This window comes from Mesorhizobium sp. M0698 (assembly GCF_040320455.1).
GTDB lineage: Bacteria > Pseudomonadota > Alphaproteobacteria > Rhizobiales > Rhizobiaceae > Mesorhizobium.
On sequence record NZ_JAMYPQ010000001.1, the window covers coordinates 73,482 to 95,736 of the forward strand.

Here is a 22,255-nt window from a genome sequence, read left to right on the forward strand (position 1 = left end):
ATCTCCCCCTCGAGGGGGGAGATACCAAGCTTCGCCGCCAGCGCTCTCATCACCGGCCTTTAATTCTCAACAAAAGGAATCTTCTCATGACAGATCTGGCAGACGCCGGGTCCGTGGTGGCGGCGCCACCGGCGGGCAACCTTGCACGGCCACCGGCCAACGGGGACAACGGGTCCGCCCCGCCTGCGGCCACAAGCTGGTTTGACGGTCTCTCCGAAGGCAACCGCAAGCTTGCTGAAACCAAGGGCTGGACCAAGCCTGACAGCCTCGATCGGGTTTTCAACTCCTATGCGGAGCTGGAGCGGCAGCAGGGCGAGAGCCTGCGCGTTCCGGCAGCCGATGCAGCCGCGGAAGACTGGGACAGGTTCCATGCCCGGCTGCCCGAGGCGATGCGTCCGCTGACCTCACCCGAGAAGGTCGAGTACCGGCGCCCCGACGGGCTCCCCGAAAACTTCGCCTATTCGGACGAACTCGCCAATGCGTCCAAGGCCTGGGCGGTCGAGGCAGGTGCTACCCCGAAGGTCGCACAGGCCTATCACGACCGCTTCGTCGGCTACATGGCCGAGCAGGCCAAGGCACAGCAGATCGCCCTTGCCCGTTCGGTCGAGACGACGCACGACGATCTCGTCAGGGATTGGGGGCCGACCGGCAGCGATGGCTTTCGCCAGAAGCTCGAGGTCGCCAACCGGGCGATGAAGAAGCTCGGACTGGTCAATGCCTACAAGGCGAAGGGCATCCTTCTGCCGGACGGTGCCTTGACCGACCCGCAGATCGCCAAGGCGTTCCACGCCATCGGCGAGGCGATGTTCCGCGAAGACACGATCGACGGCAATGCTGCCTTGAGCGGAGGCAATCCCTTCAAGCGCAATGCCGCCGGCGAGCGCAACCTGACTGGCATCTCGGCGCTCGTCAAAGGCGACCCGGCCCGTGCCCGGCGGCTGGCACGCGAGGCCGGCGAAAATCCCGACCTGTGGATGCCCAACAATCCTCTTTAACCCAAACCTGAAGGAAGACAAAAATGGCAGATGCCTATACCCGTATCGCGGACGCGATCGTTCCCTCCGTCTATGCGCAATACTCGTTCGAGGAGCACGTCCAGTCGCTGGAGATTTACCAGGCCGGGATCCTGTTTTCCGACCCGTCGATCGCCTCGAAGCTCAGCCTGGGCGGACGTTCCGTCGACATGCCCGGCTGGAAGGACCTCGGCAATGATCCGTCCGAGCCGGTCAACGACGACCCGGCCGACTCGATCGAGATGAAGAAGATCGGCGCGCGCCGCGAAGTCGCGGCCCGCAATGTGCGTGCGCAGGCCTGGGGCATCCCGGATCTGACCTCGATCCTTGCCGGCGACGATCCGCAGAAGCTTATCGTGCGCCGCCAGACCGACTACTGGCAGCGCGCCAACAAGCTGACGCTGCTGGGCATACTGAAAGGCGTGCTGGCCGACAACATCGCCAATGACGCCGGTGACCTGGTGCGCGTCACCGGCGCCTCCATCGTAGACACCGACATCATCGAGGCCGCCTATCTGATGGGCGACCGCGCCGACAAATTCAAGACGATCTGGATGCATTCCAAGCAGATGAAGGCGCTGAAGCTCGCCGACCTCATCGACTATGTGCCGTCGTCCGAGCAGGGCGGACCGCTGATCCCCTATTACATGGGGCTCAGGGCCGTCGTCGACGACGACATTCCGGTTGCCGGCGGCGTCTACACGGCGTTCATGTTCAAGGACAAGGCGATCCTGTGGAACGAGCTGCCGGTCAACACCGAAGGCGGGCCGCTCGAGTTCGACCGCAAGCCGCGGCAGGGCCATGGCGGTGGCGTCACCGAAATGGTCGGCCGCCGGCATTTCGTGCCGCATGTGCCGGGCACCCGCTTCCTCGACGCGTCCTCGGCCGGAGAATTCGCCACCGATGCCGAGCTGGCACTGGCGGCAAACTGGGACCGCACGGCGTCGAGCGTCAAGCACATGACGTTCATCGCGCTGAAGACGACGGAGGCCTGATCGGGCTGGAAGGGGGCAGGAGTGAAGAACTCCCGCCCCTTCTGGACGGTAGGTCGGCCGATGTGGCGAACCCCAAGTTCACCCGCTGCGCTGCGCCAGAGTGATGTGAATTTTGGCGTTCACCACATTATTCGTGTTGCCCTTTGGCCAATCGACGGCACCAAACAGTTACAAGAAAGGGCGATGCTGCCTTGTCTTGGTAAGGGAGGTCACCATGAACATGAAGTACAAAACAGTTCAGGAAGTGCTCCGAAAAGCGGGCATTGTCATGAGCAAGAAGGGGGAAGTTCATCGCATAAACTTCTTCAGCGGCCTGGAAGACACCGCCTACTACACGCCAAGTCTTCAGGACGCCCTGGACAGGGGCTTGGCTTTGGCGGGAGGTGCCGGAAGGGTGAAAGCAAGCGTCTTTGCCAAGTCAGCTGAAACAGGGATCTCGACCGGCGCACACGTCGGCTGACACAATTCATGCAAGACATCGCCGCGTTGCGCGGCGGTGTCGTGAACCGCAATAGCCGAAGCATTGCTTCCTTACTTCGAACGGAAAAGAGGCGGATCACGCAGCGCCTGCCACCCGTGTCCTGACGGGCGGTTGGCGTCGTGACGCTCCATGCACGAGACGTGCAACGTTCCGCCCAAGCCAAAATCACAAGAAATCCCAGCCGCCTTGAAGCGGCTTTTTGCCGTGGAGGCACCATGCCCCGTTTTCCCCGACCAACCACACAGCCGGAGGCCTGAGCCATGGCCATCACCCCGCTCGACATCGCCAACATGGCGCTCGCCGTGCTCGACGAGGCGCCGATCGAAAGCCTCGACCAGGATGCCAAGGCGGCACGCCTGCTCAATCTGCATTTCGACCTGACCCGCGAGGCCGAATTGACCAAGCACGCCTTTGTCTTCGCCATCCTGGCGGCCTCGGTCGCCGGCTTCGACACCGGCAGTGGCGCCGGCACGCTGAACTTCGCCTATGAGCTTCCCGCCGATTGCCTGCGGCCCTTGCCGCTGACCCATAGCGGCGAGCCGGACGGCGTTCCGCTCTCATGGCGGCAGGAGGCCGGGCTGATCTATTCGGATCAGGCCGGACCGCGCGTCATCCGCTATGTCGCCAATCTGACCGACCCCAACGACTGGGACGCGCTGTTCAGCGAAGTGCTGGTGGCGGCGCTCGCCATCAAGATCGCCCATCCCTTGACCCACAAGGCCAGCATGATCGACGTCGCCCGTAGCGCCTATGACAGGGCGCTGGACGCCGCCTATTCAGCCAATGCCATTCAGCGCGGCGGCAGATTTTCCACGACGTCCTGGGCTTTCCAGCGCGGCGACAGCCGGTTCGTCGGCCGATGACCACGCTCTATCCGATCCAGGACGCTTTCATCCGCGGCGAGATTTCTCCCCGCTTGCATGCTCGCGCCTCGCTCGACCTTTACCGGGCGGCGCTGTCGAAATGCACGAACTTCGTCACGCTGCCGCATGGCGGCATCAGGAAACGCGGCGGCACGTATTTTTGCGCGCAGGTGAAGGCTCCGTCAAAGGCGACACGGCTGATCCCGTTCATCTTCTCGGCCGATCAGGCCTATGCGCTCGAATTCGGCGATCTCTCCATCCGCGTCTATGCCTATGGCGCGCGCGTCGGCACGGTCGAAGTCGTTTCGCCTTATCCCGAGGCCGATCTCTTCGACCTGCAATTCGTCCAGTCGGCAGACCAGATGTGGATCACCCATAAGGATCATCCGGTCAAAGTGCTGACGCGCACCGCGCACACGACCTGGACGCTGGCCGATTTCGTCTTTCTCGACGGCCCTTACGACAAGATCAACATCACGGCCACGACGCTAACGCCGGCCGCAACCGGCAACGCCATGCCGATCATGGTCGCGAATACGCTGCCAAGCGGCACGGTCAGCAACAGCAACGGCTCATCCGACGTGTGGCAGGTGTTCGATGGCGACAAGCAGAAGGGGGAGAACATAGCGGGCTTTCCGAGCGGGTATCTGCGCTACCAGTTCGGCGGCGGGGCCAAGACAGTCGACGCCTACTGGATTACCGCGACGAATGATCACTCAGACACTGCATCGCCAAGCCAGTGGCAATTCCAGGCCTCGCACAACGGCACCGACTGGACGACGCTGGACAGCCGCGACGGAGAGACGGGCTGGTCCAAGTCGGAAACCCGTTTCTTCGACGGCTTCAACAACACGGTTGCCTACGAATATTATCAGCTGCTGTTTTCAGGTGGCGGCAGCGACGGAACCGCTATCGCCGAACTGGCCCTGCACGAATACGCGCCGTCGCAAACGCCGTTCGATCTTTTGGCCTCCTCGATCGTCGGCATCAACGACGGCATCGGCTTCCAGACCAGCGATGTCGGCCGTGCCGTTCGTCTGCTTGGCGCGGATGGCTTCTGGCGCTGGGCCAAGATCGTTGCCCGGACCAGCACCATGGTGGTCACGGTCCAGTTGTACGGGCATGCTCTGCCCGATCTCAGCCCGATCATTCGCTGGCGTCTCGGCACGTTCGTGCCCGGCAAGTATGTGCAGAGCGGTTCGCTTTACGAGGAGCGCCTGGCGTTCAGCCGAAAATTCTCGGTCTATGCCTCGCAAACCGGCGATTTCGACAACTTCGCCACCGGTGAGAAAGACACCGACGCGCTGGAATTCGTGCAGGCAGGTGGCGGTCAGGCCAACGACATTACGTGGGTGGCGGAATCGGACGGCGCGCTGATCATCGGAACGCTTGGCGGGGTGAGGGCGCTGTCGGGTTCCGGGATCGACGAGGCGCTGACGCCGTCCTCGTTCAAGAACCGCCGGTCGCGGACTTTCGGTTGTGCCCCGCTGCGTCCCGTCGATGCGGGGCAGTCGTTCCTCTATGTCACCCGCTCCCGCAAATCGATCGCCGAGCTGACGCAAAACGCCACCGGCCGCTTCACCTCCGACGATGTCGGTCAAATATCGGAGCACATTCCGAAGAAAGGCGTCGTTGAACTCGCCTTCCAGACCGACCCCGACCCGCTGCTGTGGTTCCCGCTCGGAAATGGCGAACTCGGCGGCCACACGCACCAGCCGTCGCAAGACGTTCGCGGCATGCATATCCACCAGATCGCCGGAAGCTTCGCAGGATCGAACTGGGCCGTTGTCGAAAGCGCCGTGGTGACGCCCGGCCAGGACGGCAACGACGATCTCTGGCTGATAGTCAAGCGCACGATCGGCGGCGTGACCAGGCGCTATATCGAAATAAAGACCGCGCCGTTCGAGTATGGCGGGATCGGCGATGCATTCGAAGTCGACTGCGGCCTGACCTATGGTGGCGTCGCTGTGGGCACGGTCTCAGGGCTTGATCATCTCAACGGCGAAACAGCCGACGTCCTGGCCGATGGCAAAGTCTACAAGGGCCTTGCCGTGGCCGCTGGCGCGGTCTCGCTGCCCGGTGGGGCTACGGCAGCCAAATGGCAGGTCGGGCTCGGCTACCAGTCCGAAGCCAACACGCTGGAGCTCGATGTCGGCGGCCGCGACGGATCGATCGTCGGGCGGCGCAAGAAGGTGGCCAAGCTCATTCTTTCGCTGCTGGAAACCGACACAACCGGGCTTCAGGTCCAGTCGTTCATCCGCGGCCGCTGGGAGCAGGTTCGCATCCCGTCCGTGGTTGCACCCGACGGCATGGCGAAATTGTTCACCGGCAATGTCGAGGTGCCGATCGACGATAGCTGGGAAGGGCAGGGGCGGGTGAAGATCCGCCACGTCAATCCAACGCCCTGCACGATCAGGGCGATGACACCAGTGTTCGACGCCGAGCCTTAGGAACTGCTGATCTCCCCCCTCGAGGGGGAGATGTCGCCGAAGGCGACAGAGGGGGTCGGTTCGTCCTGACGCGGCCTCCTATCGCCTCCATCGCGGGGGAAGAACGCCGGCGCTCCACGCGAGACGACCCCCTCTGGCCTACCGGCCATCTCCCCCTCGAGGGGGGAGATCACCCGCTCCGTCTTCCATCGCTTCCCCAACCAAGGAACCCACCAGTGACCCCAACCCATGCCGAAGACCTCGGCAAGGCGCGGACGGCTGCCGATTTCGCTGCCATACGCGCCTTGCTCGACACCGACCTCAACAATGCGATCGCCCGCAAGGGCGAGCTGGAAACGGAAAAGTTTCACGCGATCTTCGGCGCCGGCAATTTGACGGCGGCGCGTGCCGCATTGGACGACTGCAACGCTGAAATCGCGCTGATCGAGAAAACCATCGAGGACGCGGACGAGCGCCGCGTCGACGCCCCCCTGGACGACCCCCCCGCCGAAGCCGTCGCCGCCACGCCGGCGCCGGGCGACGAGGTCAGGACAAAGGCCGAGGCGCTCGGCGAGCGCTGGCGCACGGTCCACTGGCTGATCGAGCAGCTGCGCCAGGAGCTGTTCGCGGCCGATGCCTTGAGCCGCGCCGTCACCGCCGCCAACGGCCTGTCCGACGGCGCTGCCGGGGTCAGAGTCAACCTGACCACCATCCGGCGCATTGCCATGGCCGGCCCGCGGGCCGTCGCGCCATCGCGTCTCAGCCGCCCGGCGATCCAGGCCGACCGGCTGCTTTTGTCCTTCCTCAGCCCCGGCGGCGTGCTCGACCGGCGGCCTGCGATCGGCGCGCCGGTCGACGGCATCAAAAGCAAATTCATTCCCGCCGGCGAACGAGGCTGACCATGTGCACACTAGCTCTTATCGGTACGGCGCTTTCGGTCGGCGGCGCGCTGGCGGAAGGCCAACAGTCGAAGCAAATGGCCGAGTACCAGGCCAAGGCCTATGAACAGCAGGCGCGGGCCGACGCCCAAAGCTCGGCCTTCGAGCAGGGCCAGGAGCGCCATAAGCAGGATCTGCTGCAGGCGCAGGCGCGTGCCCAGGCCGGCGCTTCGGGCGTCGCTATTTCTGGTTCGCCGACCGAGGTGATGGCGGCCAATGCAAGGCAGGGCCAGCTCGACCTCAAGGCGATCCAGTACGGCTCGCAGCTGCGCCAGAACGGTCTCGCCACGCAGGCGGCGATCGCGCGCTTTTCCGGCAGGCAGGCGGTCGGCGCCTCGATCTTCAAGGCCGGCAGCAATCTCGTGTCCGGCATCTCCGGCCTCCACGACCCGGCCAAGGCGGTGACGTTCGGCAGAAGCGCCTTCCCGCCGGCGCCGGGTGGAGGCCTCTACTGATGGCCACCATCCCGCTCCAGCTTGCCCAGCGCCGCCTCGACACCGGCACTGTGGCCTCCTATCCCAGCGGCTCGCCGGCGGGCGCCGCCATGCAAGGCTTTGGCGACGAGCTGTCGGCGATTGCCGAGCGCTTCCGGCAGCAGAAGCAGCAGCAGGATGCATTCGACGCCGACATTATCGGCCGCGAGCTGAACGCACGCATCGCGCACGCCGAGGCCGTGGCGGTGCAGACCCCCCCGGCCGACGGCGGCGGCCTGCACGACTTCATGTATGGCCAGCTCGATCCGCGCAGCGACGGCGTCGTCAAGCCCGGCCTGTTCGACCAGATCTTCGACGACACCGTAGCGAAAGTGCCGGAGGGCGAACGCGCCAATTTCCTGGCGCAAAAGCAGGCGTTGCGGCTCGCCGGCTCGGCCCGCATGGCCGCGCAGCAGCACGCGCGGCGCCAGAACTATGAGCAGGCCGAGTGGAGCAAGGTCGAGCAAATCTACACCGGCTCGATCGCGCAAAGCGACCCGAACGACACAAAAACATTCGAGGCGATCAGGCAGAGCGGGCTCGACCTGATCGGCAAGATGGGCAACCCACTCGCCAGGCAGGCGGCCGAGGCTGCCTGGCGCGCCAACACGGCCAAGGCGCTTGTCCGGGCGATGATTGCCCAGGACCCGAAGCGTGCTGCGGAGATGCTGGGTGGGGGGTCGGGAGCGACTGACGGCAGGACCAAGGACGATACCGTCGAGGCTGTGAGTGGGCCTCCGGCGGATGGAACTGCCGCACCGGCTTCGCTCCGTGACCGCGTAGGCAAGCTTACGCCGGACCAAACGTTGGCGCAGGCTTTTGGGGACGACATTGCCCCCGAAGAGCGGCCAGGGTTGGTCCAGCAGGCCCGAGCCGCCGACGCGATGCGGCAAGTCGAAAAACGCACAAACATTATCCTGGCCGAGCAGAATGCGCCGGCCGACATCAGGGACAATGGAACCTATTCCGGCCCGATCCCAACGCCGGAACAGTTCGTCGCTCTCTATGGCGCTACCGAAGGCGCCAGGCGCTTCGAGGCGTTCAACAGGACCGTTGAGGTTAATCGTCAATTCCACGGCATGCGCGACCTGTCGAATAACGCCGTGCGGGCCATGGTCAAGGACGCCGACCCCACCGCAGATAGTTCAACGCCGGAAGTGCACAAGGCGCGCCATGACGCTATCGCCACCGCCGCGGACCTGACGTTCAAGGCCAGGCAGGCCGATCCGGGCGGCTATGTCCGCGAGGCATTCGCGAACCTTGATGCGGCCTGGAGCAACCTGTCGAAGCCGGGAGACTATCGGGCGGCGATCATTGGCTCCATCGCCGCCCAGCAACAGTTGGGTTTTGAGACCGCCCAGCCGCTACCCAACTCTGTCGCTGAGGACATTGTCGGCAGACTCAAGGCCCAGCCGCAAGACCAGACCGCAGAGCTGCGCAATGTGTTCGCCGCGCTACCGAATCAAGCCGCGCGCGAAGCGGTGCTCAGCCACCTGTTTCAGACCAGCGCGTCCCAAACAGATAACAGCATCGCGGATAGGTCGGTCCGGGCAGCTGTAGTCGACCCGATGATGCTGCTCGATTTAGCCAACACTGTCGAGCCAGGACGATCGGTATCAAACGCGGAACTCACCAACTACTTACCGACGAATCAAGAGTGGCTCGGGAGATTGATAGCCGGCGACAGTGAGCGGGGGAGCCTGTGGCGTCGTCTCGCACAAAAACTCGTGGGCTCCGATGGGCTTGGCGAAGACAGCATCTCGGTGGCCGACTTCACGCCGTTGGGGACGTCATTTGCACTGGAGAAGGCTGGAAATGCAGCGCTGGAAGGCAACTACGAAGAAACACTGCTCAATGCCGCGGGCGCAATTCCTGGCGATAGGTTGGCGGCCGTGGCCCTCGAACGCGCCGCGGCGAAGATTGCCAAGCCCTGGGTAGAGAAACTCTCAATATTTTCGAGGCGGCCGACTGACCTAGTCGAAGGCGGCGAGGCGCTTGTTCGTGGGGTCGATGCCGAAACCCTTAGGCACCAGCAAGCGCTTGCGCGCTCGGTCTCGCCACCAATGCCACGCCGGAAGACACCACCCGGCGAAATATCCGACAGTGGCGTTGAAACCGCGCTATTAGCTGCGATGCTTGCCAGGGATACGTCCAAAGTTAAACATGCCGGGGGCGAAGGTTGGCTGGGCTCCATCCAAGGACTATCGAAAAACCTTTTTCGACGCGAATCCTAGCCTCAACAAAAGCAACTATATAGTGCATCATGGCGTCGAGCAGGGGATTTTAAAAAGGTATCTCGGGCTTTTTACAGAGCAAGAGCTGCATTCAATCGAGAATCTTCGTGGAATCCGGAACGAGTTCGACATAAATTTGCACCAGAAGGTCATTCGGAACGAGTGGGAATATTTCTATAAGAATAACTCTCATGCTACCCGCCATAACGTCCTTGACTATGTTACCGAAATCGACAAGAAGTATGGACATTTGTTCTATCCGCCAATAGGTGAATGATGAGATACTTTGACATTCTGCCCGATGTGGCCGGCGGATTGGGTGACGGCACTGTTATGGATACCAGCGTCCACCCTCCTATCGTGAGCAAGCTTGTGTACCAGATGGAGGGATGGATCGGTGATGTTCTTATAACAAGCTTTCCATGTTTCCTCGTGACGGAAGAGGCCGCGCACGCGTTGTCAGAAATCGGCTTCACCGGAGCGACATTCGCCCCTGTTGAAGTCACAACGTCCGAAGATTTCCGCGAACTTCAGCCCGAGGTAGAGCTTCCATCTTTCGTGTGGCTGAAGGTAAACGGGAAAGCGGGTCACGATGACTTCGGCATCGCCAAGAACCTTAACCTCGTCTTATCGGAGCGAGTCTTCGATGTGTTTGATGAACGAGGTCTCCCTTCCGCTACCATCAAGCCGTTCGACGTTCGGCAAGAGTAGGTTAGGCACCGTCAGATTGATCGGCTGGTAGATTGGAGGTCGCAATGTTCGAGAAATTTCGCCAAAACTTCCCGGTGGATAGTAGGATGCCGGCGGACACCGGCAATTTCTCCCTGGATACGAAAGTGCCTGGATTGAGCGAGTTGCTGGCCAGTTTCGGCGGCGCTTCGTTCAAGCACGGTTTGTACAGGATAATCCGGGCGCAGGACGTGGCACGTTGGAACGCACGTGTCTGCCTGGGTTTTCCGGAATTCACCGGCCGGATCACCTGCTTTGGTTATGATTGGCTGGGGACGGCGCTTGCAGTCGATAGCCAAAGGCTGGAACAAGGGGAACCTGGTGTCGTGATGTTCGAGCCGGGCACGGGGGAGGTGCTCCAGGTGCCGGCCAACATCCGCACCTTCCACGAGGTCGATGTCATAGAGGATGAAGACGCGGCGTTGGCCGCCAACCTTTACGCGGATTGGCGCGAGGCCGGTGGCGCCGAACCGGCTTACAACCAATGCATCGGCTACAAGATACCATTGTTTCTCGATGGCAAGGACGAAATCAAAAACCAGGAGCTGTCGGACCTGGAAGTCTATTGGCACATAATGGGCCAACTTATCGCGAAGGTGAAAGACCTGCCGCCGGGAACACCTGTCAATATCCGAGACCTTCTCTAAAACAGGGTTTCCGCTGATCTGCCATTGGGGACTCCCGTTCGAAGCTTGGCTAGAGGCGGTATTCGCCTCTGGTCTGAAGGGATGCAACCCCCGCAGTCTGTGATGCGGTATCCGTTTTGTGGCCGGACGGTCCGGGTAGAGCGTGCCACCATCGGGACAGCGGTCTGATTGTGGTCACGATGCTGGCTTATGGCCTGCTAACCGCCGGGCGGTCAGTTGGCGGTCCGGATCGCCTCCTGTTTCAGATGAAGGATTGACCTGTTGCGCACAGACACTTTTCCGACCATGGCAAGGATCGCTTTTCTGCTTACCTTGGCCGGTGTTCTCCTGCTCGCGCTTTCGCCGGTGCGCTTCCTGCAGGAGTTGGACATGGGCTTCACCTTCCACCATGACAAGCTCAACCACGCCGCGGCGTTCGCTGTGCTGGCGGCGCTCGGAAGCCTCGGCTGGCCGGAACACAAGACGAGGCTGGTCGTGCTCCTCGCTCTTACCGGCGCGGCGATCGAGCTGCTTCAGGGCGCCCAGCTGATCGCGCGCGATATGGATATCCTCGACTGGGTCGCCGACTGCGCCGGCATGGCCTGCGGGCTGGCGGCCATGGGCGGGACAAGAAGGCTCATTGGCGGGCTGCTATAGCCCTGGACCGCGCTGCTCACTATCCGCAAAATCGTCCGTGAATACACCGGCTGCGCCGGATAGCGCGGTGTCCGGCCGCGTAGCTTAAGTCTCCCACCGACAGCACCGAACCCCTTCCAGCCTCGCTTATGCGGGGCTTTTTTTATGGAGCAAGCCCTCATGTCCCGACCTGCAACTGCCGCCGTTCGCCTCCTGACCGGCGAACGCGAACCCGTGCGCCTCGCAACCACGGCCGACGTCCTCCTGCACGGCCTGCAGGCCATCGATGGCGTGCCGGCCGAAATCGGCGACCGCGTGCTGGTCAAGGACCAGGCCGACCCGACGCAGAACGGCATCTACACCGCGAGCGCAGGCGAATGGTTCCGCGCCGCCGATGCCCGCACTACCCGCACCCTGCAGAAGGGCACGACCGTTCACACCCAGATCGGGTCGGACAATGCGGACCGCGTGTTCGAGTTCACGGCCGACGAGCCGGCCGTCGGCGCCGATGCCATCACCATCGCCGCATCCGTTCCGCCCGACATCGCGGACGTGGTCGAAGAGGTCGAAGCGCTGCGCGATGAAACCCAGGCGCTGAAGGATGCTGCCGCCGCCAGCGCCGGCCAGGCATCCGCGAGCGCTGCCGCTTCCGCCGCGAATGCCGGCCAAACCACTGCCGACCGGGCTGCCACCAATTTCGATGCTGTCGCGGCCGCGGCGGCCGTCATCAGCGCTCAGGCCGCACGCGACGCTTCGCTCTACGGCAAGGGCATTTTCCCGACGACTGCGGCGGCAATCGGCTTCGGCGTCGTCGGCAACGGTGCGATCACGGCGGGCTCGGGCGGCGCCAATGGCACGTTCGACCTGGCGTTTACTGGCGGGACCGGTTCGGGCGCCGCCGGCCGCTTCATAGTGGCGGGCGGGGCGCTGACGCAGATACTGATCACGGCGCCGGGCTCCTACACGGTGGCGCCGACGTTCAGTTTTGCAGCCTCGGCAGGGCTCGCCGGCGCCGCCGCCGCGGCGGTGCTGGGCAGGAATGTCGATGTCGGCGAGTATTTCTGGACCGAAGCTTCGACTGGTTCGTTGGGGTTGTACAATGTCGGGGCAGGCCCGATCGCCGTCGATACAGGTGTCCGGGCGTCACCGGCGGAGATTGCGCTGATCAGCTCAAGGGTCGTCGGGCCAGTTCCGATCACTGGTTCCGTCGGCGGCACGGTGATTACGAACGACAGCATCTATTTCTGGCCCGGATCGCTGTCGACGGTCGACGAATATCTGGCAACCTTGGAGCTCGGATTTGGCGCCGTGCCGGGGACAGCCCACATCGTCATTGCCCACGTCGAGGGCGACGGGACGCTTAGCCTGGTTTCAGAGCAGACGATATCCTTTCCAGCCGGCCCGTCGTCTGTTGTTTCAGGGCTTTCGATCCTGAAGCCTGCCGGCAGCGTCATGGGCGTCCAGCGCACTGGCGCTGGTAGCTGGTACTACACTGCCGGGCCAATTCCGAACGGCGAACTCGAGTGGTTCACGGCCGCGGTTCCGGCCTCGCACGCGGCCAAGACTATAGGCGCGGTAAATGGCCCGCAGTGGAAGGCGACCTTCACCGGCGAAGTCGCCGTCAAGGCGCGTGCTGCCTATACCACGGCAAACGGTCTCGTTTCCGCTGTCGGCATTAGCCAGGAAATCGGCTGGCCGACGCTGGTCAACACCGGGTCGGACGTTCCGGGCAGCTACAGCGTCATCATGCGGACGCCAGCGCCGGCCGACGGCTATATTACAGCGGTCGACGTTGGCGCTGGCGCTGGCGCCGGCGCTGCGCTCATTCATGTAGTGGACTATCTCGGCGGGTTGGTGGTCAACGTCCTAAGCACATATGCGGTGACGCTGATCAACGGGGTCGCCCATATTCCGCTGGGTATCCCAATCCCAGCCGGCAAATATCCGGCGATCAGCGGTGGCGCCTACAAGTTTCAAAACAGCGTCAACCCGCAAGGCATCCCTGCATGGATCAAGTCAGGCGCGCTGTCGAATGGCGCGACCATAGCATCATCCGCCCAGCATCGGTATGAGGTCCGCTTTACGATCAAAACCGGTCTGCTCGCCGATGCCGATCGGGCCTTGGCCGGGGGCGGCGGAAATGACGGCATGAACCTGCTGGGTGGCGCCGATCCGAACGGCGTCGTCGATGCGACCGCGCTGTTTGCGTCGGCGGCGAGCACTCATCCGAATCCCTATGTGCCGCCTGGAAATTTCGCTTTGACGGCCATTCCTGCATCAGGCGACGGCCTCTGGGGGCCGGGCAAGCCGATGGTCGGCGGCAAGCGCTTCTTCATTCCGCGCCAGCCTTCTTTGCAAAACCTCTTTGACGGGTTTCGCGCGAAGATGGCCGAACACATCGCCAACAACGATGTGCTCTGTCTGATCGCCGATAGCATCGGCCATTGGGCGCTTGCCAGCGACGGGCCGAAACACTGGTTCAACCTGGTTACCCGTTTTGCCAATATCGGCATTGCGGACGATGAACCGGGCATGACCGCGTTGCGGCCAAGCTCTACCTACCTTCCGACGTTTTATGGCGTCACCGTCGCCGGGAGCGTGTCGACAGGGTCGCGCGGGCCGATCGGCGAGAGCATCATCCTCGCCGCAGGCGCATCCTTGGCGTTCACCGGCGCCTGTGAACAGGTCGACGTCCACTACACCCAGGACGCCGCCCAGGGCTCGCTTGCCTTCGCCTTCAACGGCGCCGCGGCGTACAAAACCGTCAACTGTGCCGGTGCCCTGGCGCTTGATCAGTATTCGGGGCCGTCGCTCACCGGGCAAGCGGCAAGCGGCAATTACACGCTTACGGCTGTCGGCGGGCCTGTGGAGATCACCGGGCTCATCCGGCTTGGCGTTAAGGCGGCCGGCTCGCGTCCGCGCCTGCGCACCTTGCGCGCGGCACACGGCAGCTATACCTTCTCGTCATTCAACACCGAGCGTCTTACATCGGCCGCCGCTCAATGCGGCTACGCCGGCGGCAAGATCGTGCCCATCCTGGCGCTCGGCATCAATGACAGTTTTGGCACGCCGCCGGCCACGATATCGGCAAACATCGCAACAATCATCAACACGCTGGAAGCGGCCGCTGCACCGCGTATCCTTGTCATGCCGCCGACGCGGCCTTCGGCGGCATGGGATGCAAGCTACACCGGCGGCCGCACCTATGATGCCGCTCTCGGCGCGATCCGACAGATCTACAGGTCCCGGAACGTGCTGACCATCCCGGTCGATGGCTTCGATTACATCAACTCTGGGAACTACCAAGAGGGGCTGCATTTCAACGATGCCGGCCATGACGGCAACGCGCTGCGCTTCATCGAACAAGTCGCGGAACGGGGATAGCCAATGCCGTTCCCTATTCAGCACAAGGGCGAACTCGTCACCGAGCTCGAGGAGGGCGAGGAATGGCTGGTGGTCGGCGCGATGATCATGGTCGCAAAGCCGAAGGATCCGGCACACAGCCGCAAAATCCCGGTTCCTGAAGGCGACATTGAGGGTCTCGTTGAGGTCTGGGTAGGCGTCGCGTAGTCGAAGCTGGACGCCATTCGCAGGCAATGGCAGGATGAGGTTGGCGGGGGGCTATCCTTGGAGGATTGTCCATGGCGCATGCCGGCAGCATCATCGACATCTATGACGACTATTACGCCGATGGAAAAGTAGCCGCAAAACGGGATATAGCTTCAAACCAGTCGGTCGGGCACATCGAAGCGATCATTCAAAGCCAGTGCTTCGACAGGATTCTTGACATCGGGGCGGGCGAAGGTGCGGTGCTGGATAAGCTGAACAGGAAGGGGCTCGGTAAGAAACTTGGCGCCGTCGAGATTTCGAAGAGCGGCGTCGAGGCCATCAAGGCAAGAAAAATCGCCAAACTGGCCAACGTCGACGTATTCGACGGCTATCACATCCCCCATCCCGACAAGTCGTTCGATCTCGGGCTTGCCATTCACGTCGTCGAACACGTCGAGCACGAACGGATGTTTCTGAGGGAGGCGGCTCGGGTCTGCAAGAAGCTCTATATCGAAGTGCCTTTGGAGCATACGCGAGATATCAGTAAGGCCATTCGGATGTCAGGGCCGTATGGGCATATCAACTTCTACACGACCCAAACGTTTGAAAACCTTCTCAAAACGTCCGGGCTAAAGGTCGAGCGGCTAAAGGTTTTTGCGCACGACCTCGCCTATGAACAGCACCTGGCTGGCGAAAAAAAAGGATGGGTAAAACACAGACTGCGAACCGAATTTCTCAGGTTTGCACCCAAGATGGCGATGCGCAGCATGGCCTACATGGCTGGAGCTCTGTGCTCAAGTCGCTGATCTAGCAGCAGCGCCGCCGATTTGCTTTGCAGGATTACCGCCGACCATACTAAAGGGCGGCACGTCTTTTGTGACCACAGACCCCGCACCGACGACCGATCCCTTGCCGATCGTTACGCCCTTGAGAATGATGACGTTGAAGCCGATAAAAACACTGTCTTCAATCTTCACTGGCGCAACGGTGATCTTTGACCAGTCCTTTTTCCCCTGATGCCAGTCGGCGATATCTTCCTGGCGGTCTTGCCTACCCGTCGCGTGAGAATTGTGATCGACGACTGTGGTACCCCAACTAATGATCACGTCATCCCCGATTTCGATCCTCTCAGCCGCTACGAGGTGGCTCTTGCCGATATAGGATCTTTTTCCAACGATGATCTTTGCATCGGCGCGATCGAAGGAAAAGACGCCATTGATGATGCATTCTTCGCCGATCGCATGCTTGCCTCGCCGCAAACTGCGGACGCTCCGCAAACTTAGCTTCGTCGCGGGACCGGAGTTGATGCCGGCTAGGCGGTAGAGGAATGATGGAACGAATGGCATATCAGTTACGGTTGAAGTGCGGCTTTGACAACCTCTCAGCGAAAGGCTTTGATTGCTCAAAGAATCTGAAATGCTTCCAATGTTGGTGTGCCCCTTCGAAGAATGCCGGCGCTGCGTCTTCGAGGTCTGTATCAATGATTGTGCGTGCGATTAGTTGCCCTTCGGCTAACTGAACCGACAGCCGAAATTGGTTGTTCGCAATAAGCAGGTCAGGCTCTATCATCCATGCGACTCCTCACGGCCTAGGTATTGCGACAAGCGGCGGCGGTTTGCAAGCTTGCAAACGCGCGTGTCCGCCAGTCTGGAGGCCATTTGAAAATCGCCGAAAAGTTCGTCAGAAGAATTGCTCTGCGAGGGCCGCTCGGGATGCTGTGCGCACCAACAATGGCACAGCAGGCCGACCAGAAATCCTACAGCTGGGCGGTATTTCGGAATTGTCAGGGTTCATCGCCGACGCAGACCCACCGCGGCGGAGCCGCTACCGTCTGCTGTCCTGCGGCTTCTGGTGAGGTTCCTGGCTTTTCGACCACCAGACAAAATACAGCGAGCCCATCTTCATCACAGGCACGCGGCGGTCGCGTTCCCTGGCCCGCAACTCACGATAGGTCTTCATCTTCAGAGTGCCGCCAGGCAACCTGATACGCACTGCCATCGGTCCAACTCCCGTTGTGCAACGCAGCAATTTTCGTGCAATGCGGTAAGTAGAGACCTTCCGTTGCGGAAGAGTCAACAGCAGGATCATCAACTTATTTTGCGAGCTGCGGAGGCTTCGCGGTGCCGGGCGGGCAGGGCCGGCCGAAAGAGCTTTATCCTGGCGACTGATCATCAATCAGGCGCTGGCGGTTCGACCACCAGGTGAAATAGATCCGGCCGATCTTGACGACGGGTATGCGGCGGGCGCGTTCGCGGTCGCGCAATTCGCGGTACACCTTCACCTTCAGTGTGCCGCCAGGCATCCTGATACGCACCGCCATCGATTCCGCCACCCCATTGTGCAATGCAGCATCAGAGACCTTCCGCTGCGGAAGAGTCAATGCCTGCCCGCTGACTATTTCTGGGACTAGTCGAGCGGTCTTGAGGTTCGGGCGCGCGCGGCGGTTCCCGATCCCGCACGGGGCGCCAGTGCCAGTTGGGATCGTCGGGTGCGGGGGCTATTTCCTGGGCGAGGATTTATTGGGCGAGGATGGGCGACCGGACATGCCGCTCGGCCACCAGATGACGAAGTAATTGCCGAACTGCCAAACCGGCACCTCGCGTTTCTGCTCGCGGCGCCGCAGCTCGTCCCTTTTCTTGATCTTCAAGGTGCCGCCTGGAAGCCTGATTCTTATCGTCACGTGTCCTCCCGTACCCGCTACAGGTACGAACGATAGACGGGAACAGTTTCATCCCGGCTAAGCAATTTCATCCAGGTCGAGCAATTTCGGGCGCGGTAGACGCAGGAACCGGGACCTGAGCGAGATCGCCGGAACTGGCTTCATTTGAAGAAATCCGCAATGCCGTTGATGGCCAGCACCGCATAGACGATCGGTCCGGCGATAAACGCACAATAGAGGCAGAGGATCGCCGACAGCACCAGCAGCAGCGGCTTGTCGCGACCGACGGTGCGGAGCTCGGACTTCACCGTCCAGCGCGCCGCAGCGGTTTGTTCATCATCAGACATGTGCACCATCCCGCGGCCATTTCACACGGCAGGTCGAAAACATCAACCTTCCTTGCAACATCGGCACGGGCTGCCGCCCAATTCTGCTTTGCCGCCACGCATCTGCTTTTTCAACCTCAAAACCTTGCCCGCGAGGGCGGAAAGGACTGCCCATGGACATGACGTTCAGGGGCGCCGCCAGGCGCCTCGATGATATAGACTTGCCGAAACTCGGTGCCCGGATCGGCGTCGGCGAGGACGAGATGCACGCGTTCCTCGATGTTGAAACCAGCGGGCGCGGCTTCGACGCCGTTGGCCGGCCGGTCATCCTGTTCGAACCGCACGTCTTCTACCGCAACCTGTCGGGTGCCAAGCGGGCAAAGGCGGTAGCCGCCGGCCTCGCCTATCCGAAGTGGGGCGCAAAGCCCTATCCCAGGGACAGCTACCCACGGCTCAGGGCAGCTTGTGCGATCGACGAAACCGCGGCGCTCAAATCCGCTTCGTGGGGGCTGGGTCAGGTCCTCGGCGAGAATTTCAAGGCCGCGGGCTTCCTTACCGTGCAGGCGATGGCCGAGGCAATGATGGCGGACGAGGCGCTGCAGCTCGGTGCGGCGATCGATTTCATCGTCGCGAACCGGCTCGACGGCAATCTGCGCAATCATGACTGGGCTGCTTTTGCCAAGGGCTACAACGGCGCCGGCTACCGCAAGAACGCCTACGATACCAGGCTTGCCGAGGCCTATCGCAACTGGTCGCGCATCAAGGACACGCCCTGGCCGTCTGCCGGTCCGGTGTCATCGGCGGTCGTCCCCGCAGTCCCGCCAGAGCCCGCTAAGCCAATTGCCGTTCCGCAAGCGACCGCTGCGCCCGCGTCCTCTGCACCTCCCGTGCCTGCCGCCAGGCCCGGCCTCTGGGCAGCGCTGATCGCAGCCATCCTGAAACTATCAGCCATCCTGAAACTGTTTGGAAGGAAATGACATGTGGACCCGGATCAAGAGCTTCTTCCGCGGCAGCGAAACAATATTCTGGGCGCGGCTTCAGGCGGCCATCGGCGTTATCGCGACCGTCGTTACCTATGTCGACCCGCAGGTTCTTTCGCCGATTATCCCAGGGGAATGGTTCCCCTGGTTTCTTGTGATCAACGGCGTTTTGACCGAGTTCCTGCGCCGCCGCCGCGCGGAGGATTTGTGATGGCCGCACTCCTCGCCATTCTCAGCGCCATCCTCGGCAACAAGGTCGTCATGACGGTATTGGCCGCTGCGGCCGGCGGCATCGGCCTTTATGTTGCCGGCGGCATCAACCGGGCGAAGAAGGAGGCGGTCAAACAGGCCGAGGCAAAAGTCGCGGCCGCCGAAGACCGCCTGGAAATGAGCCGCGAGGCCGCCGCCGAAGAGCGCAAGGCCGCCGGCATGACCGATGCGGCAGCCAGAGCGGAGGCTGGGAAATGGGCAAGGCGCTGATCCTCTGCCTGGTGCTCGCCGGCTGCACGACAACCGCGCCGGCCGGTAATCCGCGCCAGGTCTGGTGCGACCATAACCAGCCGCGCCGGCCATCGGCGGCCGTGGTCGCCGCCATGACCCGGCCCGAGCTCGACGAGATGAATGCCTTCAACGGGCAGGGCGCCAGATGGTGCGGGTGGACGCCATGATGCACGAGTTGCTCGACGTCCTGGGCATCAAGGCGCCGGTGTTGGTCGCCGGCCTGTCCGGCGGCATTTTGCGGGCCTTGTCGCGCCATCGCTACAAGGTCCGCGAAATGGTGGCCTCGCCGATCTGCGGCGCGCTGGCGGCGGCCTATCTGACGCTGCCGGTCGTGCATTATTTCCGCGCCGCCGGCCTGCCCATTCCTTCTCCGGACGACGACACCACGACGCTGGCCGCGGCGTTCCTAATCGGCGTCTCGGCCATGTGGATTTCGGACATCGTCTTCGAAATGATCGTGCGCCGGTTCGGGCCGGTGAAGGAGGAGTAAGCCGCCCAAGCCCGACGAAATAGTGACGTTCAGTTGGAGCCCGCCCCACCAAAAGGGGCGGCGGGCTTTTTGCATTTTCCCTCGCATTCTGTACGATCTTTCTTTCGCGACAGGGCGGCTCGATCCGGCGCTGCCCGACCAAGATGCGCGTTAGGCATGGGAGATGGTGTCATGCTTGCCAAGGTCCTGACACAAGCGGCAGTCCTGACAGCCGGGGCGCTTCTGTTTGCCGCGACGGCCCACGCCCGGCCGGACAGCCGCGCGATGACGTGCGAACAGACACAGCTTCTGATCCAGAGGCATCGCTCGGTGGTGCTGACCACCGGCCAGAACACCTACGATCGATACGTCCGCCAATTCGGCAATGAATGCGACTGGCCGCAGGTGCCGCGCGCCGCTTATATCAAGACGCGTGACGGTCAATGTCCGGTCTATCGCTGCCAGGATCCGGTCTTCGACCTCCCGGACTGAAAGCAAGGGTTTTTCATCCGACCGCCGATGCAGAATGCGGAAGGCGGTGGCTCATTCCTCGTCGAAAGGACCACCTTCCCGTTGGAGATCGCGCGAAATGACGCGTTCATCGGTGTCGTCCGGCAAGGCCTCGGTGCGCTGCTGCTGGCGGTGCCGGCGGCCGCGCAGCCGGGCGAACAGGCGCAATCCGACCGCTGCAAAGTCGAGCTGCCCGACAAGAACAGCGAGCAGCAGAAGCCGGCCGGCAACAATTTGTCCGATACGCTCGAGCCATGCGGTGGGGTGCTGAAGCCCCCGCCAACGGGCGATCAGGGCATGGCGGCGCCACCGCCGGATGAGGGCAAGACCCCGGTGATCAAGCCCGGCGAGGTGCCGCCACAGCCGCCAAAGCAGTAGCAGCGACGAGCGGCAACTTCGCGCCGCTTGCGCCGGCAGGTTTGTTGCACTCGCTTAGGAACATTAGCTTGTCCTAAATGTTATTTCAGACGCAGTAGATATCACCCCCCTCCGGTATCGCTGCTGATCGGGAAACCGATCGGCCCGCGTCTTGCGACGCGGGCCACCGCAGTTCATTCGCAGTCCATTCGCCGCATCGCGCGGGCACTTCACCGGTGTTCGATTAGCCGCCACTTACGGAACAACAAGGTGGCGTGGGCGTTTGCCTAGAGGGTTCGCCGCTTCGACCGGAATGCCGCGTCGCAATTGTAAGGGCGAGGCCCGTAACAACAGGAGTAGACGATGAAAATCCACCTTGTTCCTGCTGCGGCGGGATTGGCGTTGCTTGCCGGCGTCGGCGTGGCCACCGCGGACCAGGTGATTGTCACGCCCGAACAGCAGACGGTCATCCGCGAATACGTCCACAAGCACCCGCTTGCGTCGATCAGTCTTCTGGGGGTGGAGCTCAATATCGGTTCCACGTTGCCCGATACGGTCGAGCTGCAACCGATCGATGTTCCAGACGTGCGGTACAGATACGTCGTCGTCGGCAATCGCACCGTGCTCGTCGACCCAGGCACCCGCAAGATAGTGCAGGTCATCGAGTGATCGGCGTTGCCAAACCGCGAACCGGGTTTGGAAAGGTCACGGTCTAATAACCAAATCAGAGCTCCATCCCGCGCGATCGGGATGGAGCCGCTGTCGTCTCGAAACAAGGAAAGGAGCCATTCCCATGCTGCCGCATGTCGAGCCGGTCAACGTGGCCGCCGCCGTCGACAAACTGCTTGCTGAACGAGGCGATGGCCTGCTGTCGATGAAGGCGGCGATAGCACTGTTGCGCGAACGCACCGGAACCGAGCGCTCGGACGCCGACCTTGAAGGGCTGATCATCAAGAAGGCGGCGCTCCTTGGCGTCGCTGTCCTGTGTGACAGAGAGGCTCAATGACGGTGTTGCCTGCGCCTCAAGACGCGGGTCGAAATTTCAGCTAGAACAGCGTTGCTTACGCATGAACCGAGCCGACGGAGGTATCAGTGACGGACAGGCAGGAACGGATTCGCCAGCGGGCACACGCGATCTGGGAACAGGCAGGCAGGCCCGATGGGGCGCATCAGCAGCATTGGGATCAGGCTACCACAGAAATCGACACGGAAATCGCCGCGAAAGAGAAGACCGCCAGCCGGCCGAAGCCGAAAGCACGCCAGCCTAAGCCGGCGCCCGTCACCAAGGACGGAAGCAAACCCAAGGCGCGACCACGCAAAGCGTGAACGAGCGGATTTAGGCAGACTTGGATTGAACGCGTCCAAACGGCAGAATTCAGATCCATTATAGGCTACGTTCATGGTATAGGCCCGGCCGCCTTGGGCGATTATGTACTTTACAAACACGGCGATGCCTGATACCTTGAATCCACAGTAGGAATCCGGGT

30 protein-coding genes are annotated in these 22,255 nt (G+C 62.2%); 24 read left to right on the forward strand and 6 right to left on the reverse strand.

The annotated features are described in order from the left end of the window. Positions 1-86: 86 nt before the first annotated feature. From NKI16_RS00445 to NKI16_RS00510, 14 genes are all read left to right on the forward strand, one after another. The gene (locus NKI16_RS00445) at positions 87-995 is read left to right on the forward strand and encodes a hypothetical protein (protein WP_023675735.1); all 909 of its coding nucleotides are present in this window, start codon (positions 87-89) and stop codon (positions 993-995) included. 23 nt (positions 996-1,018) lie between these two features. Then, positions 1,019-2,008, forward strand: a complete 990-nt coding sequence (locus NKI16_RS00450; RefSeq protein ID WP_023675736.1) for a hypothetical protein — start codon at positions 1,019-1,021, stop codon at positions 2,006-2,008. 214 nt (positions 2,009-2,222) lie between these two features. Further along, entirely contained in the window at positions 2,223-2,468 is a 246-nt protein-coding gene (locus NKI16_RS00455; RefSeq protein WP_031211513.1) for a hypothetical protein, read from the forward strand. A 281-nt stretch (positions 2,469-2,749) separates the two neighbouring features. Further along, positions 2,750-3,352 (forward strand): phage connector family protein, encoded by a 603-nt coding sequence (locus NKI16_RS00460; protein WP_023675738.1) that lies wholly within the window; start codon positions 2,750-2,752, stop codon positions 3,350-3,352. Next, positions 3,349-5,802, forward strand: a complete 2,454-nt coding sequence (locus NKI16_RS00465; RefSeq protein ID WP_352621278.1) for a phage tail protein — start codon at positions 3,349-3,351, stop codon at positions 5,800-5,802. The genes NKI16_RS00460 and NKI16_RS00465 overlap by 4 nt, the downstream gene beginning before the upstream one ends. Before the next feature lie 215 nt (positions 5,803-6,017). Beyond that, positions 6,018-6,680 (forward strand): hypothetical protein, encoded by a 663-nt coding sequence (locus tag NKI16_RS00470; RefSeq protein ID WP_352721356.1) that lies wholly within the window; start codon positions 6,018-6,020, stop codon positions 6,678-6,680. Positions 6,681-6,682: 2 nt separating this feature from the next. Next, complete coding sequence (locus tag NKI16_RS00475) at positions 6,683-7,174, forward strand: hypothetical protein (protein WP_023675743.1); 492 nt, start codon at positions 6,683-6,685, stop codon at positions 7,172-7,174. 89 nt (positions 7,175-7,263) lie between these two features. After that, positions 7,264-9,426, forward strand: coding sequence for a hypothetical protein (locus NKI16_RS00480; protein WP_352922184.1), 2,163 nt, complete (start codon positions 7,264-7,266; stop codon positions 9,424-9,426). 276 nt (positions 9,427-9,702) lie between these two features. Then, entirely contained in the window at positions 9,703-10,137 is a 435-nt protein-coding gene (locus NKI16_RS00485) for a hypothetical protein (protein ID WP_023675746.1), read from the forward strand. A gap of 44 nt (positions 10,138-10,181) precedes the next feature. Beyond that, complete coding sequence (locus tag NKI16_RS00490) at positions 10,182-10,802, forward strand: T6SS immunity protein Tdi1 domain-containing protein (RefSeq protein WP_031211521.1); 621 nt, start codon at positions 10,182-10,184, stop codon at positions 10,800-10,802. A gap of 261 nt (positions 10,803-11,063) precedes the next feature. Next, the gene (locus NKI16_RS00495; protein WP_348625922.1) at positions 11,064-11,438 is read left to right on the forward strand and encodes a hypothetical protein; all 375 of its coding nucleotides are present in this window, start codon (positions 11,064-11,066) and stop codon (positions 11,436-11,438) included. Between the two features lie 159 nt (positions 11,439-11,597). Beyond that, the gene (locus tag NKI16_RS00500; RefSeq protein ID WP_031211525.1) at positions 11,598-14,801 is read left to right on the forward strand and encodes an SGNH/GDSL hydrolase family protein; all 3,204 of its coding nucleotides are present in this window, start codon (positions 11,598-11,600) and stop codon (positions 14,799-14,801) included. Between the two features lie 3 nt (positions 14,802-14,804). Beyond that, positions 14,805-14,987, forward strand: coding sequence for a hypothetical protein (locus tag NKI16_RS00505; protein WP_023675750.1), 183 nt, complete (start codon positions 14,805-14,807; stop codon positions 14,985-14,987). A 71-nt stretch (positions 14,988-15,058) separates the two neighbouring features. Next, positions 15,059-15,772: a class I SAM-dependent methyltransferase gene (locus tag NKI16_RS00510; protein ID WP_023675751.1), complete on the forward strand. Its 714-nt coding sequence runs from the start codon at positions 15,059-15,061 to the stop codon at positions 15,770-15,772. Here the strand turns inward: NKI16_RS00510 and NKI16_RS00515 are convergent. The 6 genes from NKI16_RS00515 to NKI16_RS00540 all read right to left on the reverse strand — a co-directional run bounded on the left by NKI16_RS00515 (position 15,761) and on the right by NKI16_RS00540 (position 17,972). Next, the gene (locus tag NKI16_RS00515; RefSeq protein ID WP_352922187.1) at positions 15,761-16,312 is read right to left on the reverse strand and encodes an acyltransferase; all 552 of its coding nucleotides are present in this window, start codon (positions 16,310-16,312) and stop codon (positions 15,761-15,763) included. The two genes, NKI16_RS00510 and NKI16_RS00515, sit on opposite strands and share 12 nt — an antisense overlap. Position 16,313: 1 nt before the next feature. Continuing rightward, entirely contained in the window at positions 16,314-16,535 is a 222-nt protein-coding gene (locus tag NKI16_RS00520) for a hypothetical protein (RefSeq protein ID WP_352922190.1), read from the reverse strand. A gap of 255 nt (positions 16,536-16,790) precedes the next feature. Further along, complete coding sequence (locus NKI16_RS00525) at positions 16,791-16,964, reverse strand: hypothetical protein (RefSeq protein WP_023675754.1); 174 nt, start codon at positions 16,962-16,964, stop codon at positions 16,791-16,793. A gap of 154 nt (positions 16,965-17,118) precedes the next feature. Next, the gene (locus NKI16_RS00530; protein WP_023675755.1) at positions 17,119-17,286 is read right to left on the reverse strand and encodes a hypothetical protein; all 168 of its coding nucleotides are present in this window, start codon (positions 17,284-17,286) and stop codon (positions 17,119-17,121) included. A 177-nt stretch (positions 17,287-17,463) separates the two neighbouring features. Further along, complete coding sequence (locus NKI16_RS00535; protein WP_031211529.1) at positions 17,464-17,646, reverse strand: hypothetical protein; 183 nt, start codon at positions 17,644-17,646, stop codon at positions 17,464-17,466. A gap of 140 nt (positions 17,647-17,786) precedes the next feature. Further along, on the reverse strand, positions 17,787-17,972 hold the full coding sequence (locus tag NKI16_RS00540; protein WP_031211530.1) for a hypothetical protein: 186 nt from the start codon (positions 17,970-17,972) through the stop codon (positions 17,787-17,789). Positions 17,973-18,124: 152 nt separating this feature from the next. On the opposite strand from NKI16_RS00540, the gene NKI16_RS00545 reads away from it, so the two are divergent. From NKI16_RS00545 to NKI16_RS00590, 10 genes are all read left to right on the forward strand, one after another. Then, positions 18,125-18,928: an N-acetylmuramidase family protein gene (locus tag NKI16_RS00545; protein WP_352922193.1), complete on the forward strand. Its 804-nt coding sequence runs from the start codon at positions 18,125-18,127 to the stop codon at positions 18,926-18,928. A gap of 1 nt (position 18,929) precedes the next feature. Then, positions 18,930-19,142: a hypothetical protein gene (locus NKI16_RS00550; RefSeq protein ID WP_023675759.1), complete on the forward strand. Its 213-nt coding sequence runs from the start codon at positions 18,930-18,932 to the stop codon at positions 19,140-19,142. Continuing rightward, complete coding sequence (locus NKI16_RS00555) at positions 19,142-19,411, forward strand: hypothetical protein (RefSeq protein WP_023675760.1); 270 nt, start codon at positions 19,142-19,144, stop codon at positions 19,409-19,411. Before NKI16_RS00550 ends, NKI16_RS00555 begins: the two co-directional genes overlap by 1 nt. Then, a complete protein-coding gene (locus tag NKI16_RS00560) occupies positions 19,396-19,599 on the forward strand; it encodes a hypothetical protein (RefSeq protein WP_023675761.1) in 204 nt (67 codons plus the stop codon). Before NKI16_RS00555 ends, NKI16_RS00560 begins: the two co-directional genes overlap by 16 nt. Beyond that, entirely contained in the window at positions 19,599-19,922 is a 324-nt protein-coding gene (locus tag NKI16_RS00565; protein ID WP_023675762.1) for a hypothetical protein, read from the forward strand. The genes NKI16_RS00560 and NKI16_RS00565 overlap by 1 nt, the downstream gene beginning before the upstream one ends. Before the next feature lie 171 nt (positions 19,923-20,093). Continuing rightward, entirely contained in the window at positions 20,094-20,393 is a 300-nt protein-coding gene (locus NKI16_RS00570) for a hypothetical protein (RefSeq protein WP_023675763.1), read from the forward strand. Between the two features lie 27 nt (positions 20,394-20,420). Further along, the gene (locus NKI16_RS00575) at positions 20,421-20,789 is read left to right on the forward strand and encodes a hypothetical protein (RefSeq protein ID WP_352922195.1); all 369 of its coding nucleotides are present in this window, start codon (positions 20,421-20,423) and stop codon (positions 20,787-20,789) included. 342 nt (positions 20,790-21,131) lie between these two features. Then, a complete protein-coding gene (locus NKI16_RS00580) occupies positions 21,132-21,437 on the forward strand; it encodes a DUF1236 domain-containing protein (protein ID WP_023675766.1) in 306 nt (101 codons plus the stop codon). A 124-nt stretch (positions 21,438-21,561) separates the two neighbouring features. Next, on the forward strand, positions 21,562-21,774 hold the full coding sequence (locus tag NKI16_RS00585; RefSeq protein ID WP_352594171.1) for a hypothetical protein: 213 nt from the start codon (positions 21,562-21,564) through the stop codon (positions 21,772-21,774). Between the two features lie 86 nt (positions 21,775-21,860). After that, the gene (locus tag NKI16_RS00590; protein ID WP_352594170.1) at positions 21,861-22,094 is read left to right on the forward strand and encodes a DUF2934 domain-containing protein; all 234 of its coding nucleotides are present in this window, start codon (positions 21,861-21,863) and stop codon (positions 22,092-22,094) included. The last annotated feature ends 161 nt before the right edge of the window (positions 22,095-22,255 follow it).